The organism is Ruegeria sp. BHSA118, assembly GCF_059613405.1.
The window spans coordinates 58,202-73,683 of sequence record NZ_JBXWSM010000015.1; the positions used below are offsets into that span (position 1 = coordinate 58,202).

Annotated in this window: 15 protein-coding genes and 4 pseudogenes; 7 read left to right on the plus strand and 12 right to left on the minus strand. The window is 55.8% G+C overall.

The features are described 5' to 3' along the window. Positions 1-23: 23 nt before the first annotated feature. Positions 24-845, plus strand: coding sequence for an amidohydrolase family protein (locus tag AC2FNN_RS06830; protein WP_496757488.1), 822 nt, complete (start codon positions 24-26; stop codon positions 843-845). A gap of 416 nt (positions 846-1,261) precedes the next feature. Beyond that, a complete protein-coding gene (locus AC2FNN_RS06835; RefSeq protein ID WP_496757489.1) occupies positions 1,262-2,407 on the plus strand; it encodes an HPP family protein in 1,146 nt (381 codons plus the stop codon). Between the two features lie 218 nt (positions 2,408-2,625). On the opposite strand, the gene AC2FNN_RS06840 is transcribed toward AC2FNN_RS06835, so the two are convergent. The 3 genes from AC2FNN_RS06840 to AC2FNN_RS06850 all read right to left on the minus strand — a co-directional run bounded on the left by AC2FNN_RS06840 (position 2,626) and on the right by AC2FNN_RS06850 (position 5,534). After that, complete coding sequence (locus AC2FNN_RS06840) at positions 2,626-2,889, minus strand: DUF1194 domain-containing protein (protein ID WP_496757491.1); 264 nt, start codon at positions 2,887-2,889, stop codon at positions 2,626-2,628. Beyond that, complete coding sequence (yghX, locus tag AC2FNN_RS06845) at positions 2,865-3,752, minus strand: YghX family hydrolase (protein ID WP_496757492.1); 888 nt, start codon at positions 3,750-3,752, stop codon at positions 2,865-2,867. Before yghX ends, AC2FNN_RS06840 begins: the two co-directional genes overlap by 25 nt. A 456-nt stretch (positions 3,753-4,208) precedes the next feature. Continuing rightward, on the minus strand, positions 4,209-5,534 hold the full coding sequence (locus tag AC2FNN_RS06850; RefSeq protein ID WP_496757494.1) for a hypothetical protein: 1,326 nt from the start codon (positions 5,532-5,534) through the stop codon (positions 4,209-4,211). Between the two features lie 316 nt (positions 5,535-5,850). On the opposite strand from AC2FNN_RS06850, the pseudogene AC2FNN_RS06855 reads away from it, so the two are divergent. The 3 genes and pseudogenes from AC2FNN_RS06855 to AC2FNN_RS06865 all read left to right on the plus strand — a co-directional run. Next, positions 5,851-6,116 (plus strand): annotated as a pseudogene (locus AC2FNN_RS06855) (transposase); the annotation flags it as partial. Positions 6,117-6,289: 173 nt separating this feature from the next. Beyond that, a complete protein-coding gene (locus tag AC2FNN_RS06860; RefSeq protein WP_496757496.1) occupies positions 6,290-7,474 on the plus strand; it encodes a HAMP domain-containing protein in 1,185 nt (394 codons plus the stop codon). Further along, positions 7,471-7,701 (plus strand): sensor histidine kinase, encoded by a 231-nt coding sequence (locus AC2FNN_RS06865; protein WP_496757498.1) that lies wholly within the window; start codon positions 7,471-7,473, stop codon positions 7,699-7,701. The genes AC2FNN_RS06860 and AC2FNN_RS06865 overlap by 4 nt, the downstream gene beginning before the upstream one ends. Here the strand turns inward: AC2FNN_RS06865 and AC2FNN_RS06870 are convergent. After that, complete coding sequence (locus AC2FNN_RS06870; protein ID WP_496757499.1) at positions 7,689-8,411, minus strand: winged helix-turn-helix domain-containing protein; 723 nt, start codon at positions 8,409-8,411, stop codon at positions 7,689-7,691. The two genes, AC2FNN_RS06865 and AC2FNN_RS06870, sit on opposite strands and share 13 nt — an antisense overlap. A 307-nt stretch (positions 8,412-8,718) precedes the next feature. Here AC2FNN_RS06870 and AC2FNN_RS06875 point away from each other — a divergent pair, with 307 nt between their 5' ends. Continuing rightward, positions 8,719-9,624: a DMT family transporter gene (locus tag AC2FNN_RS06875; protein WP_496757501.1), complete on the plus strand. Its 906-nt coding sequence runs from the start codon at positions 8,719-8,721 to the stop codon at positions 9,622-9,624. 50 nt (positions 9,625-9,674) lie between these two features. Here AC2FNN_RS06875 and AC2FNN_RS06880 read toward each other — a convergent pair whose 3' ends face one another. Together AC2FNN_RS06880 and AC2FNN_RS06885 are read right to left on the minus strand one after the other, a co-directional pair. Further along, complete coding sequence (locus AC2FNN_RS06880) at positions 9,675-10,157, minus strand: VOC family protein (RefSeq protein ID WP_496757502.1); 483 nt, start codon at positions 10,155-10,157, stop codon at positions 9,675-9,677. Further along, positions 10,109-10,852: pseudogene (locus AC2FNN_RS06885) on the minus strand (ISKra4 family transposase); the annotation flags it as partial. The gene AC2FNN_RS06880 and the pseudogene AC2FNN_RS06885, both read right to left, overlap by 49 nt. Between AC2FNN_RS06885 and AC2FNN_RS06890 the strand changes: the two are divergent. Beyond that, positions 10,826-10,948: pseudogene (locus AC2FNN_RS06890) on the plus strand (IS6 family transposase); the annotation flags it as partial. The pseudogenes AC2FNN_RS06885 and AC2FNN_RS06890 sit on opposite strands and share 27 nt — an antisense overlap. A gap of 148 nt (positions 10,949-11,096) precedes the next feature. On the opposite strand, the gene AC2FNN_RS06895 reads toward AC2FNN_RS06890, so the two are convergent. From AC2FNN_RS06895 to AC2FNN_RS06920, 6 genes and pseudogenes are all read right to left on the minus strand, one after another. After that, positions 11,097-11,846 carry an ABC transporter permease gene (locus tag AC2FNN_RS06895; RefSeq protein WP_496757504.1) on the minus strand — a complete coding sequence of 250 codons (750 nt, stop codon included), beginning with the start codon at positions 11,844-11,846 and terminating at the stop codon, positions 11,097-11,099. Beyond that, positions 11,843-12,616, minus strand: coding sequence for an ABC transporter ATP-binding protein (locus AC2FNN_RS06900; RefSeq protein ID WP_496757506.1), 774 nt, complete (start codon positions 12,614-12,616; stop codon positions 11,843-11,845). Before AC2FNN_RS06900 ends, AC2FNN_RS06895 begins: the two co-directional genes overlap by 4 nt. Positions 12,617-12,618: 2 nt before the next feature. After that, positions 12,619-13,671 (minus strand): ABC transporter substrate-binding protein, encoded by a 1,053-nt coding sequence (locus AC2FNN_RS06905; RefSeq protein WP_496757507.1) that lies wholly within the window; start codon positions 13,669-13,671, stop codon positions 12,619-12,621. A gap of 1 nt (position 13,672) precedes the next feature. Continuing rightward, on the minus strand, positions 13,673-14,125 hold the full coding sequence (locus AC2FNN_RS06910; RefSeq protein ID WP_496757508.1) for a VOC family protein: 453 nt from the start codon (positions 14,123-14,125) through the stop codon (positions 13,673-13,675). Next, positions 14,122-14,856: a FadR/GntR family transcriptional regulator gene (locus AC2FNN_RS06915; protein ID WP_496757510.1), complete on the minus strand. Its 735-nt coding sequence runs from the start codon at positions 14,854-14,856 to the stop codon at positions 14,122-14,124. The genes AC2FNN_RS06910 and AC2FNN_RS06915 overlap by 4 nt, the downstream gene beginning before the upstream one ends. After that, positions 14,853-15,365: pseudogene (locus AC2FNN_RS06920) on the minus strand (FAD-binding oxidoreductase); the annotation flags it as partial. The gene AC2FNN_RS06915 and the pseudogene AC2FNN_RS06920, both read right to left, overlap by 4 nt. Between the last annotated feature and the right edge of the window lie 117 nt (positions 15,366-15,482).

Below are 15,482 nucleotides of genomic sequence, written 5' to 3' on the forward strand. Positions count from 1 at the left end.
AAAACATGATCAGAGGTTTTAGCATGGTCATCGACACGCATCAGCATTTCTGGAAGCTCGATCGAGGCGATTATGGCTGGCTGACATCCGAGCTTGAAACGCTATATCGCGATTTTCTGCCCGAGGATCTGAAACCTTTGCTGGACGAGGCGGGTATCAGTGGAACCATCGTAGTTCAGGCCGCCGATACCGAGGCCGAGACTGAATACCTGCTGTCCCTTGCAGACACGCATGACTGGATACGAGGGGTTGTCGGGTGGGTGGACCTTGCCGCCGAAACGGCACCAGCCTCGATCGCGCGATTGGCGGCCCATCCAAAGCTTCTTGGACTGCGCCCGATGATACAGGACATTCCCGATGACACGTGGATGCTGCACGATGATCTGCGCCCGGCTATCGCTGCCATGGTCGAAAATGATCTGACATTCGATGCTCTGGTATTGCCCCGCCATCTGCACCATCTCAAGGCGTTTCTGGCAAAATACCCCGATTTGCGAGTCGTCATTGACCATTGCGCCAAGCCCGAAATCCGCAATGGGGCCTATGAGGGCTGGGCGCAGGATATGGCTGATATTGCCGAAAACACGCAGGTGTTTTGTAAACTGTCGGGCATTGTGACCGAAGCCTCGACCGATTGGAAGCCAAGCAGCCTTGAGCCTTACATTGCCCACATTCTTGGCATTTTCGTCCCAGAGAGGCTGCTGTTCGGCAGCGACTGGCCGGTTCTGAACCTCGCCTCGGACTACAAATCGTGGCACGAGATCGCCATGGACGCCATGGGTGACGCAGCAAAAAGTATCCTCTCGCAAAGCCCGAAAGCGGCCTACCCTCGTTTGTCCAGCTAAAACAGAGAAGACAACCCGATTGAGCAGGCCTCAATTGACGTTGACAAAAAGGGCTTAAATCCGCCGACAAACATGCTTCAAGCTTGTGTCTGAGCGGGAGACCAGCTTTTGCAGTTGCACTTTTCACATCCGTCCTGTGTCGTGCGCCGTGCGTGGCAGACCGTTAGAAAGGCTGGGTAGAAAACGACTGGAGCTTTGGTCGCCAAGGGCCAGACCATCTGCTTTAGCCTTGATGTGCAAAAGAGCAGGCTGATGTGTTGAAAAATTTGCCCACTTTCAAGCAGCTTCCAATTCCCATGTCGCCCATCTAATAAAGTGGCAAAGCCGTTGGTCGGCATTCTCTCTGAAACCCTGCGGTTGAACTTTTTGCATTCTGCTGAAACTTTGCGCAGAAGAAGAAGGATGGGGCCTGCGCCGTGTATATTCTCAGATCTCTCGGGCCGGCTGTTTCCCGCGTTTCACCGATTGAAGCGGCTCGTGCGGGTCTGGGCGCTCTTGTCGGTCTTGGGCTGACGGGACTTTTCCTTCTGTCTCCGGGTGCCGATCTGGATTTGGGTCTTTATCTTGTAGCACCTTTCGGAGCGACCTCTGTCTTGCTCTTTGCTGTCCCAAATAGCCCGCTCGCGCAGCCTTGGTCCGCCGTTGTCGGAAATACGGTGGCGGCCCTTGTCGGCGTGGCTGTTTGCATGACAGTCGCAGACCCGGCGCTACGCGTTGCGCTTGCAGTTGGGCTTGCCATTACCGCAACAATCCTGTGCCGGGCGCTTCATCCGCCAGCAGGAGCCGTCGCCATGACGGCCGCATTGAATCCCGAGGCCATCGCGCAATTGGGGTTCTGGTTCGCGCTTGCACCAATTGCGGTCGGAACCTGTATCCTTGTCATCCTTGCGACGGTCTATGCCCGGATCACGGGACGTCGCTATCCATTCCGGCAATTCGACGATCCGAACAATAATCAATCGGAAGACAAGAACCCCTCAGAGCGCCTTGGCCTGTCCGAAGAAGAACTTGCAGGTATTCTGGAGCGCTACCAACACTCCTTCAATCTGGGGGTCGAGGATCTGGCACGCCTGATCAGCGCGGCGGAACTGCAGGCGGCAACACACGTGACCGCCCCTTTGACGGCAAAAGATGTCATGTCCTCCAGCCTAATCACGGTGGGTCCCGAGACGGCGCTCGGAGAGGTTGCCGACCTGTTCAAAAGGCACAGGTTCACCTCGCTTCCTGTCATCGGGAACGACGAAAAGTTTCTGGGTGTCATTTTTCAGATGCATCTGATCAGGCAGGCCCGTGAAGACGCGATCAGGTTGAAGCGCGGATATTTGTCGACACTCAGTCGTTTATTGGATCGCAAAAGGGAGATGCCTGTGACAGCGGGTGACATCATGGAGGTGGCAGGCCCGCGCGTGACAACAAATTCACCCCTCGGGGTGCTGCTTCCGATGATGGCGGTTGAGGATGTCGACGCCGTCCCTGTCCTCGAATACGATCGCATCGTCGGGATCGTCACGCGGACCGACCTGATCGCCGCATTGGCACGTGCCGCTGTTCGCAGCGCTTAATCCGCAGGCAATCGGCGACGTCAAGTTATTCTGAAAAGATCCCACCTTTCGTCAGTTGTAAATTATACCATTCAATTTATTGATTGTTAATGGATCGAAATGAGTTTCCACGACGCAGAATTTTGTATAGCGCCGCTTGTATCACAGCGCTTGGAGCGCAATCCAAAATTGCTTGGGCAGAGGTACAACCCGGTTCTTCGGCTCGGATTGCAACCAAGTCAGACGGGTAAGGCCCCATAGGCAGAGTTTGCTATCGCCGACAGAACACGGGGATCAGTGATAGCTCGAGCATAGCCTTCACTTTGGAATGCAATCTCAGTTTCGCTGATCGAAACCGAAGCATCCGCCAAGAGAACCAGCACAAGTTCAACATCCAGAGCAAGAGCGAAATTCCCTGCGAGCGCAAGAAACGCACTTGCTCCAAGCCAACACCTCACCTGGACCACCTCAACGCTACCTACGTCAGATAAGCGTTGAACCATCCCAAAGTACGCTCCCACGCAAGGGCAGCTTGCGCTTCGTCATATCTGGGCGTGCTATCATTGTGGAACCCGTGATTGGCTCCTGGATAAATGTAAGCCTCATAGGTCTTGTCATTCGCCTTGAGTGCAGCTTCAAAATCCGGCCAACCCGCGTTGATGCGCTCATCCAGCTCGCCCATTTGCACCAATAGTGGCGCTTGGATCTTGGGCACATCCGCTGATGCCGGTTGACGGCCATAAAATGGAACGCCAGCGGCAAGCTCTGGATAGGCAACCGAGATCGCGCCCACAACGCCACCGCCATAGCAGAATCCGACCGCACCCACTTTGCCAGTGCTGTCACTGCGGTTCAGCAAGTGCTCGAATCCAGCGAAGAAGTCGTTCATGAGCTCAGTACGATCGACCGTCCGCTGCAATTCACGGCCATCCGCATCGTTGCCGGGATATCCGCCGACCGAGGTAAGCCCGTCAGGTGCGAGGGCCATGAACCCAGCTTTGGCCAAGCGTCGAGCTACGTCCTCGATATACGGATTCAGCCCCCGATTTTCATGGATAACCAAAACCGCAGGCAAACGGCCTTCAGCATTTGAAGGGCGTACGAGGTACCCACGAACATCTCCTGTCCCGTTCGGCGACGGATACATGATGTAATCGGCATGAATATCTGGATCGTTGAACGAAACTTGCTGCGCCATCGCGTAGTTCGGACTGAGCATGTTCAGCAGTGCCATCGCCGTAACGCCGCCCACGGCAAACTTGCCCGCTTTATCAAGAAACTCGCGTTTCGTGATCTTACCGTGCGCGTAGAAATCGTAGAGATCCAAAAGTTCCTGATCAAAGTCTTTTGCGGTCATACGGTTCATAGCGTCCTCCCAGGTTTCAATGGGCTCAATTGCAACGACTGCCCGGTGTTTTGTCCAATCAATTCTTCATGCGATAGCGATGCGCTGAATCCTGTCATGGTGTCAGAATATAACGGTTGAGCTGTTGGGCATCTTTGTTGTTTCGGGAACAGCGGACGGCCCAAAGCCGCCGTCGATAGGCTGGTTCGGATGCTGCGGTTGCCGCCCGCCTTCCGAACATTCTCTGCTGGTGCGAAGTGGCGGAATTTCTCTCTGCTACGACCAGATCACCCGGCCGTTTCTGTGGTCCAAGGTTGGGAAGCATTGCACAAACCCGCAGTCTCTCGTCATGAGCGAGGGACCATCGGGCGGCAGGTCAATCGCGAACAACGGGCGCGCCATTGCCATTGGATTGACGGGTCAGGTATTCCGGCGGCAGCATAACCGCCGCCAGATACATCAGCTATCAATTGGTGATTACACAAACTGGTCTACGCTGAGACCGATTTGGGTTGAGGTACCGGGCATGACAGTATCGATCGTGCCATTCGGTCCGTAGAGATCGACGTCCACTGGTCCGTTGAATCCGTCACCCTTTTCAAGAACGACAAGGATTTGTGCACTCGACCCGGTGGTGTCGTAGAGCGTCCAGGCTTCGTCGCCTTCCACCCAGTTCAGATTGTCCCGGAGATTTACGCTTCCATCGACATAAGCTTCCTTGTGGATGACAATAGTGTCGCTTCCGAATGTAAAATCGGTAATGGTCGAGGATCCGCCAGTCAGGACAAACGTGTTGTCGCCACCCTCTCCGGTCCATGTGTTGTCGCCACCTGTCGAATAGAAGGTATCATCACCTGCACCACCAATCAGCGTATCGTCGTAAAAGCCACCGGTAATCGAGTTGCCATAGTCGCCGCCTTTGAAGACATTCGCGAAATTGTAAAATTTGCCGGTTAGGGAGGTCTCGCCAGTCCAATGGTTCTTGGTCATGCCCTGATAAGTGACGTATCCGCTGGCATTGCTTGCGTCGATAGCCGTGTAATAGTGGTGTTCGGTGTGGTGGCCGTAGATACCCTTATGCCACTCGGTGTAGTGCACAGTGTGCCCTTCGTCTTCGACATTGATGACCAATTGGTTGGCATCAGTTACCAGAAGACCATCGGAAATGATGCTCATCTTGTCGTAGAACCCGCCGGCGGCGTAGTGCCATTTCGTTGTTTGCAGCAACGTGCCCTCCAGAACAAAGGATCCAAACCCCTCCAACCAATCATTTGTTGTCAAGGCACTTGTGTTTTCAGAGGCGTAGGTCACTTCGTGGATTGCGATCGGAGCGCTACTTGCTTCAGCGACCACCGGATCGGTCTGGATCGGTTGCACTGGGGACAATTCGGCAACTTGTTCGACCAATATTGAGTCCGGATCGACCAGCTGAACGGGGTTCGCGTCGGCAGTGTCCATTACCAGTGTTGGTTCGAGTTCGATGGGTTGCACGGGGGTAACATCAGAATCCACATCACCCAGCAACGCGCTTGGTTGCACCGGATGCACTGCCGCCACATCAACATCGGCGTCCATCTGTGTCGAGCTGGTCTGGACCGAAGGATCAGCAGTCTCGTCCACGTCATCCTTGACTTGCATCGGTCCGGGGTGAACTGGCTGCGCTGTGGTAACGTCGACATCGTCATGGATCATCATCGGGCCAGATTGGACCGGTTGAATTGCGATGTAAACGTCGCTTTCAGGATTTGGAGCGATCGGTGCATCTCGTTCCGCGCGAGGTTGTAACTTCTCATAATTTGTCATTTTAGGTCTCCTTCCCAAGACAATAAAACTGACCGATTTGTCAGATCCGACTTAGCGTCGGGTGTATGAATGAGATGGGAGTTGGAGGTAATTATCTCAAACAAAATAAGTGCCTTAAGGTGTTACAAAGTGTGACAAAAAACTATTAAATAGCGTGTGCCAAGGCAGGGTTTCACGGGTGGTTCAGCGCGGCTTTGTTGCACAAATTCGGCGAGGGATTCACTGTATGAATCCAGCATGATAGCTGGGCGTCATGAGCAGTTGATCCGTTACGAAGTACAAGACCAGGAACCAGCCTTCGTAGAACACACCACGGATGCAGCGCGGTTCGCTATCGATTTGGTTTTATCGCGAGATGGTCTGGCACCCGCCTGCGACGGGCAAACGGGGACGTCAGCCTGAGTTCAGCAATGCCGCAATCCAAGTTTGCCTGACGATAAAGTGTTATTCGGCCTGACTCTTCGCCAGACAACAGGATTCGTCGAGAGCCTGTTGCGGCTGGCTGGCCTTGACTGGAAGGTGCCGGATTTTAGCACCCTGTGCCGACGTCAGAAGACGTTGTTCGTCTCCATTCCATATCGGGTGGTATCCTGCAAGTCCCTCCCCACGAGACCGTCGATCATGCTACGAGATGAGCCAGGTACATGCAGCAACAGCGATGCAAACCTAGGGCGGTAACCTTTTCCAATTTGACCGAACCCCACTCTCCATGGGTAGGTCGCAATGTCGCTGTGTTTTGAAAGAGAGGGGCTGCAATGCTTCGGCCATCTAAGCTGACATTACGCGCGCAGGTTACGATCGTCGTTCTGGGCAGTCTCATTTTGCTGGAAATCCTGTGTGTTGCGCTGGATGTGGCACATGTCCGCCAGGTGCGTGTTGACGAGCTTCGCAATCGGGGGGATGGGTTTCTCAATGAGGTTGTTTCGGTCCTTGCGCCGGTCGCACCTGACAGTCGCGCTCACGCAGCGAAGGGCTTCGGAAACCCCGAGCGGAATGTCTCGGTCGGAACCGATGATGCCGCCGCATTGGTGCCAGGCGGAACGCGGCACCCCGCGCTTGCCCAATGGTTCAAGGCGCGGTTGGAGGCACAAGGCTTTGCCATCGCCGAGCTTTCGGTTGCTGCCCGCGTCGTCACCGCAAGCGATCCGAAACTCCAAGCCTTCGCACGATCGACCGGTCTGGGCGGGGTGCAGCCGAGCGCCGCCAGCAGCACGCCGGCCAAGCCCGTTGTCGGTGTCTATTCGGTTCGGCTGAAGGGTGAGGCCCAGTGGATAAACTGTTATCTCCTTCTTATGCCCGAGAACTTTTGGCCCGTCCTTCTGGCCCGTTCGGTTGACAGTCTGGTAAGTCTTGTTTTGATCGGCCTTCTTGGGCTCATGATCGGACGGGTGATGCAGCCCTTGACCAGACTGGCCCTGAATGCCGAACGCCTGGGTCGCGGCGAAGAAACTGGCGTCATGGAGGCAAAGGGCAGTGTAGACATTCGCGAAACGATCATCGCCTTCAACCGTATGCAGGCGCGGATCAATCAGGCGCTTGACTATAAGACCGCACTGCTCCGAAGCCTTGGTCACGACCTAAAAGGTCCATTGGCGCGGCTGCGAGATTCCATTGAGAATGCAGCGCCGGAAGCGCTACAGGTCCAGCTTGAACAGCGGTTCGAGAGTGTGGCGCAGATCGTGGAATCGGTCACAAGCTTCACCCGCGAGACGCGCAGCGATGGCGAGATGACAAGGGTCGACCTTTCTTCGCTGGCCGAGATGCTAATCGATGAGCAGAAGGACGCAGGCCATGATGCCACCCTGGATATCCGGGCGCATCCAGTTGTGAGGGCACGCCACAACGCGCTGACCCGAGCGCTTCGTAATCTGACCGAGAATGCAGTGAAATATGGGGGAAGTGTCCATGTCACGCTGTTGGCAACTGAGGGGCCGCCGTGATTCATGTCGATGACGACGGGCCCGGTATCCCACCTGAACAGCTTGATGCGGCTTTTGAGCCTTTCCAGCGATTGGGGGCCTCGGGTCCAGGCAGCGGGCTTGGCCTTGCGATCGTAAGGGCGATCATTGTCGATCAAGGTGGCGAGGTGCGCCTTGCCAACCGCCCCGGCGGAGGATTGCGGGCCAGTATCATTCTACCATCGGAGCCCGTGCCTCAACCGGCGTGAAAGATGTAGCCCTTTCCCCAGACCGTCTGGATATGTGTAGGGTTGTCGGGATCCGGCTCAATTTTGGCCCGCAGTCGTTTGATCAGTGCGTCGACGCTGCGGTCTCCGGCCCCTCCATGCTGGCGCACCCGGTCCACGGCCAGTAGATTCTCGCACGTGCAAAGAACATCAGGGTTTTCAGTGAAAAACAGCAGGACCTGAGACTCGTTGGAGGTAAGTGAGATTATGCGCCCGTCTTCGTGCTTCAGGTGTCGCTCGTTCTCGACCATTTCCCAGACCCCGAACCGGGTCAGCCGGGTCTTTGTCGCTTGCCCGCTAAGCTGCCGGCGTAAGAGGGCCCGAATACGCGCCAGAAGCTCCAACTGGTTGAAAGGATTGACGATATATTCGTCGTCACCCAGCTCCGGTAGGGCGATACGTTCGGCATCATCCTGGATGGAACTCACCATGATGATCCCGGCATCCAAGCGCGATGCGATCTCACGGCAGAGCACCTTGCCGCTAATACCCGGCATGATGAGATCCAGTAGAAAGAGATCAAAGTCGATCTCGGCCATCACCTGTCGCGCGGCCGTTACACTTGGCGCATGGTCCAGGCGATATCCGCGCTTAATCAGAAAGTCGCAGACGCTCTGCGCTAGGTCGAGGTCATTGTCAACCATCAGAATGCGGGGGGATTGTGCCGCCGTTTCCTCCTCTGGATTCTCCATTCCAACGCCCCCCTATGTCGTGCGGCAAGACCGTCGCCGTCATTGAAGGCCCAGACGAGCCTGTCACGCCAATAAGCAAGTTACGAGGGCCAGCGTGCAAATATTGGACGACACTTGGCGGGCACTGAAAGTGCGAGGAATCCTCTAGTAGACCTTTCGACAATGACGCTGTCAGAAGTAGCAAGCGAGCGGGCGGCATTGGCAAGCAGGCGAAAATCGTTTCGTTATCTCCGTTATGCGTCGCTTGGAGCTATGCTTTTTGGACAGCTCGTGTATTCCTTTCCCTATGGGTAAGGAAAAGCTCGGATTGGCGTATGTCGCGCTTTTGATGGCGATGCTCATCAGCGCTGGAAACTTCTTGTTTGGCAACCTCGCAGTCAATGAAGTTCCTCCGTTAGTCCTGGCTTTCTGGCGCAGCTTCATCGCCGCGATTTGCGTATTTCCATTCGTTCTTGTTAAGCGAGCCAACCCACTGCGATACTTCATGAATAATATTATGCGCATTTCAATCCTTGCAATCGTTGGAGTGGTATTCACGCCGTGGCTCGTATATCTGGCGCTGCGCTCGGATGATTTGATCGATCTCGGCGCCGGTTACACAAGCGTCCCGCTGCTAACAATATTGCTTTCCGCTGTGTTGCTGCGAGAGAGGTTACGGCCGGTGCAGTATCTGGGTGTTGCGCTGGCTCTGGCGGGTGCTTTGGTCTTTGTTTTCAGAGGAGACCCGACGAACGTGCTTGAGTTCAAGCCGCATCTGGCGTTCCTGTTGATGATCGCGTCCAACTCATTTCGTGCGCTCTATCTGGTTCTTCTCAAAAAATGGGACTTGCACCCGAAACCCGAGGAAGGCTTGTTTGTCATTTTGGTGATTGGTACCATTTTGATGTCGCCGATTTTTGTCGCGTATGAAGCCAGCACGCCCAAACCCTTCGACTATTCGTGGCAGGTATGGGGTTCAATTTGTTTTGTTGGCATCGGTATGGGCGCAATCTATCTTCACTTGATAAACTTCGGCACCAGTGAAATTGGGGCCTCCTCTGCTTCATTGTTTTCCTATCTCGTTCCGCTCTTCGTAGCGGTCGAGGCAATCGCCTTCTTGGGGGCTGATGTTCATGTTTATCAAGGCGTCGGTGCCGTACTCATTGTGAGCGGGGTACTAATTGCAACGCGCCTGCACTTCGATGTTCCTCGAACCGAACATGCGCCACACTAATGTTTCATAGGCGCCTCCATTCAGGTTGTTTGCAAACCCACAATGGCACTTCAGCCCGGTGTGGCATCGGCCGTGTATTGGGCAAGAAACTCCGGCGATGAGGGAATGGGAGTGATCACATCGATCAAAACCCCGTTTGGATCGCGATGGATGGCGTGTCGTTGGCCAAACGACTCGCTGACTGGGGCTTTCGCCACCGGCACACCGTGCGACCGAAGTTCCTGATCGACTGAATCGACGTCCTTCACCTCGAAGTTCAGGATCATACCTGTTGACGCACCACGCGTCGATTCCGGAATCGTCTCATGATCTGATTGGACGACTGCGAGATTGACAGTGGCGTCCGCTTCACTTTGCAGATGAATGTACCAATCGGGCTCAAAAGCAGCGCGAAATCCAATGTGACGCTTGTAGAAGTCAGCCGTTTCAGCAACCGCGTCGGACTGAATGACCGGGTAGGAGAGCACCGCAAAATGCGGGGCAATCAGGCCGCCATTTGCGTTTCTTCGTGAGATTTCATTCCCGGGTACCATTGTTCGAACTTGGATTGGTGCGTGCCATCGAGAATTCGGGTTCGCGTCTGAAGCATGAGGTGTGCGCCTTGTTTTGACCATCGCATCTGCTGGCGTTTGCCGACCACGGTATTGACGGTGCTTTCGACGAAGCCTATGGACACGCGCGCGCCGTCACGGCGGCGTTCGGCATAGTTCGGGATCATGTATTTGTTGTTTGCGATGTATGTCTCAGATTCGGCGGCTGTTTTGCGAAGCGCCTTGATGCTGGCGTAATCCGTTTCGATCTTGTTCAGGTCCATGACCATATCCTCGACCCCCAGTGGCCCATCATGCAATTTCCCATTCCACAGGAAGCCCTTGATCTGGCGGAGCAACCTGGCCAACCTCTCGGCATCCTTCTTGTTATGGTGGGCCAGACCTTTGACGTATTGCTGCATGACGGTGAGACGCATGGTGATGTGTAACCAGTCCAAGATGTGTTCCGACGCTGGCGCCATGTGCAAAGCCATATTGATAACGGTATCCCCCCCATCTGTCATGAAGGTCACCGGCTGGTTCTCTTGCCAGCCCTGATCCTTCAGCACCTCATGTAACCGGCGCTTTGGTTTGGCGTCATGGCTCTGGACAAGACCGAGATACCGGCTGGGACGATCCGTCGGGATTGATTTTCCCACCGTCACCTCGAAATGGGACTGTCCGGGTTCGCGCGATCTGCCCTAGCCGGCATAGAATTGGTCAACATGATCCGCAAAGATCAATTCACGCCCGGACTCTGCCCATTTCAGCAGCTCGCTTGGCTGGCAGGGTAATCAACCCTCCTGCGCCATCTCCTCAGCCTGCTAAGGATATTGCGACAGAACCGGTGAAACAGATCAGACTTGTTCACCGCTCGTTTTTCGAACCGTGAATCACGCAACCCCGCAGAAATCAATGGGTCCTGACCCTGGGCCCGGTCGTTTACTTTGACCAACCGCCCATGACCCGGTTCTCAACCAAGGCCACAAGCGCGAACATTGCAATCGAAAGTGACGAAGAGGCGACGATGGCGGCGTAAAGCTTGTCAGATTGATAGTTGAACGTGGCCTGAATGATTAACGCACCTAGCCCTTTGTCAGCGCCAATCCATTCGCCAACGATGGCTCCAATGACAGCCGTCGCCGTCGCAATACGCAATGACGAAAACAGCATCGGCAGCGATCGGGGCAGGTGCAGGCGCAGGAAGGTTTCGAACCGCGTGGCGGACAACATGCGAAACAATTCTTCTTCGTTCGCAGTGGCAGATTGCAGCCCACGCAGCATGTTCACCAGTGTAGGAAAGAAGCAGATGATGGCGGCAATGATGATTTTGGGCGTCATGCCCAAGCCAAAAATCAGGATGATAATAGGAGATAGGGCCAGGATAGGGATCGTGTTGAAAAATAGCACAACCGGGAAATAGGCCATGCGGACAAAGCGCGCATAGGCAAACAGAATGGCGAACATCACAGCTGCCAGATTGCCAAAGAAAAATCCAGCCAGGGCCTCGGTCGCGGTGGGCAGAAAATTCGACAGGATCAGATCGGCCTGGGTCACAAAGACTGACAGGATCTTGGTTGGTGTCGGCGCGATATATGAAGGCACACCCGACAGAGGAAGCAGGAACTGCCAAGCGAGAAGGATGGAAAGCGCCCCGAATATGGGCGCGAGGATTGATGTGGTCTTGGTCATGAGGCTTCGGCCAGAAGTTTGCGCTGAGCCGCGATCTCGGCGACGATGGCGGGGTCTTCGCGCAGACAGGAATTGGTCTCGGACTTGATCGGGCGCAGGTCATGCAAACTCAGGATGCGGCCCGGATTGGCCCCCAGCACCATGATGCGCTGACCCAAATAAACCGCTTCTTCGATGGAGTGGGTCACAAACAGGATCGTCTTGCCAGTTTCGCGCCAGATGGACAGCAATTCATCGTTCAACCGGTCCCGGGTGATTTCGTCCAGCGCTCCAAAAGGTTCATCCATCAGCAGGATTTCCGGCTCGTCCACCAAGGCGCGCGCGATGGCCACGCGTTGTCGCTGCCCTCCCGAAAGCTGCGCGGGGTAACGAACCTCCAGCCCGCTCAGCCCCATCAGTGCAAGCACCTCCGTGATCCGCTGGGTCGAAAGCGCGCGGGCCTGCCGCCCCCCTACAATCGCAGGCAGGCGAATGTTTTCTAACACGGTGCGCCATGGCAAAAGCGTCGCGTCCTGAAACACAAAGCCGGTTTTGCGGGCCCGCCTGATCGATTCAGGCGAACCCCCCAGGACGGTAATCTGGCCACCCAACGGGTCGAGGAGATTGGCAATGACGCGCAGCAATGTGGATTTGCCGCAGCCCGACGGGCCAAGGATCGTCAGAAATTCCCCGGCTGGAACGGTCAGGTCGACATCACTCAGGACAGTCACACAGGACCGCCCGTTGCGATAGCCGACCTGCAGCCCTTTGGTCTCAAGCGCAGTGCCCATGATCAGGTTGGTGCGCCAAGTTTCGGACGTGTGTCGGCAGTCATTTCCAGTATGGTGGTTGTTTGCACATCCTCAAGGCTCGGCCGTCCGTTCGGATATTGTCCGATCTTTTCATAAAGCGCCAGTTGCGCCTCGATACTGGCCGGATCAAAGGTGCCCCAGCCATCACGCGCCGTGTCATCGTCAAAAGACAGTTTCAGTACCAGATCAATGGTCTTTTGCTCCCATCCCAGATCGAGCCCATCAACTGCGCCGACCATCACCTCGACTGCTTCGGACGGGTTGGCATGGACCCAGCCCCAACCTTTGGCAGTCGCGCCTACAAAGGCGGCCAACTGATCTGCATTGCTCTCGATCGCGTCATCAGTGGCAAAATAGACATCGGCATAGGATTCCAGCCCCAGATCGCTGAGCAACAGGTCAATACGATCATCTCCGACGACCGACAGGGCTTGAGTATTGGTGATCCATCCGCCGATGGCATCCACTTCGCCCGCAACCAAAGGTGCTTTGTCAAAGCCAACCGGGATGACAGTGATGTTCTCGATTGGGATACCATGTTTGGCGGCAATCGCGTCGATCACGAACCGAGCAGTGGGCTGAACACCTACGCGCAAATTCTGCAGATCTTCAAGGTTGCGGAGCGGTTTTTCAGCTTTGGAAGTAAGCGCATAAGGACCCGTTCGGAAACCACACGCCAGGATTTTGACCGGCACGCCGCCCGCGCGCGCGTTGAACAACTGGGGAGTTTCCGAGAATTGGCCCAGCGTGGCCGCCCCCGAAATCACCGGCGGTACTGTGGCCGAGTTTGGCCCGCCCGGCGCGAATTCCACATCCAGTCCTGCTTCTTCATAGAGACCCATTTCGGCAGCGACAATGTCACCGATCTGACCATTCGACATCAGCCAATCATATTTGACCACAACTTTGGCACCAGCCGCGCTGGCCGCGTCCGGCAAAACCAGAGACACCGCACCGCCCAGCGCGCTCGCTACGGTCACACCGCTACCGGCCTGTAGGAAATGCCGACGGGACATGTTCGAAAACCTGTTCATATTACTCTCCTGTTAGTTCATGTTTTTGGGGGTCGTGATAATCGCCCGGCCCCCCGTCCATCCAGGCGTAGAGTTCCCAGACGGTCCCGTCCGGGTCGTAGAAATAAGCGCAGCGCGCATTCCACTTGTAGTCTTCGGGAGGCCCTTGGAATCGCACCCCGCGGGCAACCAACTCGGCATAAAGTCGGTCCACCTCTGCCGGGTCCGGTAGCTCGATGGCCACGCACGCCTTGTGCCCCAACCGCGCTGGGTTGTTGGGCACGCCGGTATGTTCGTTGATATGTCCGATCTCCCAGGCGGCGAGGATGACTCCAGGCATCTCGAAATCTGCAATCCCTTCAGCTCGACGGCGCAGCGTCAGCTCGAGCTTGTTGGTATAAAACTCTACCGTACGTTCTATGTCTTCGACCAGAATGCAGATGTCGGTGATATGTTTCAGTGCAGCTAGGCTCATGCGATTTCCTCCTTGAGATGGGGAGGCAAATCCGCGCCTGCGCGGGCACCCGACAACAATATATGACGCCGCATCGCTTGCGCAGCGGCATCCGGGCTGTTGTCAACAAGAGCGGCCAAGATGGCTTCGTGTTCGACGATCGTTTCATCAACTACGGTATCAATCGGCGCGCTGCGGCGGGCCAGATAGATGGATTCGCGGATTTGCCCTGCGATATAGTTGGCAAAGGTCACGATATAGGCATTACCGGTGGCGTGGCTGATGGTGCGATGAAACTCCAGATCGGCCCGCACCGAGTCGTCGCGCGTGCGTTCACTGCCACGCATCCGGTCAAGCGCGCGGCGCAATGTCGTCAGTCCATCTTGGTCAATACGCGTGGCAGCGAGGCGCGCGGCATCCGTTTCCAGGATCGCGCGCAGCTCAAAAAGCTGACCCAAATCAGAGGGCTCTTCGAGCAAAAGTGGATCGAGCCGGATCACTTTGCTGTCTTCTGGCCGCAAGGCAAAGGCACCGGCACCTTGACGCACATAGATCAACCCGTCGGCGCGCAGCTGGGACATGGCTTCGCGCACAACATTGCGGCTGACCCCAAGTTCTTCCGACAAGTGGTGCTCGGTCGGCAGTCGCATTTCGGGTGCAATCCGTCCCGACCGAATTTCGCGCGCCAGATGTTCCGCCACACGCGTGGCGAGCGGCTCCGGACGGCCTATGGCTTGCGCCGTTCTTTTCATATGTCCTCTCCAACTTTGCTGACCAGGCAGCCGGGATTCAGGATGCCCGCCGGATCCAGCGTTGATTTGATGTCTGCAAGAAGATCATGCCGGTCAGGCAATGTGGCTTGAAACCATGGCACCTTTTTCCGCCCGATCCCGTGTTCGGCGGAAAAAGACCCCTCAAGTTCGGTGATGATCTCGAAAATCCGGGTCTCGATCGCCGGACCAACGGCGCGCGCATCGATCTCGGACAGAGAGATGGGCGGCAATGCGTTGAAATGCAAATTGCCATCCCCGAGGTGTCCGTATGTCTGCGGAATCCAGCCCGGGAATTCTCGAGCCAACATCGTTTCCAACCGGCCCGCGGCCACAGGCACAAGGCCCAGCCGTACCGAAACATCGCTTCGCACGTGATAACCGCGCTTGGCATGCCCCTCAACCAACTCCTCGCGTATCGCCCAGAAATGAGCTGCCTGGGCCTCGGACTGAGCGATTACGGCATCGGATGCCATACCCTTATCCAAGGTCTGGGCTAGGTTCTGGACCCATTAATTTTGTTGCCGCCATCTCGGCTGCGTGATTCAAACCCCTGAGTTTCAGGGGTGTATCATGAGCAATCTATTCTGGTTGACCGACGAGCAGAT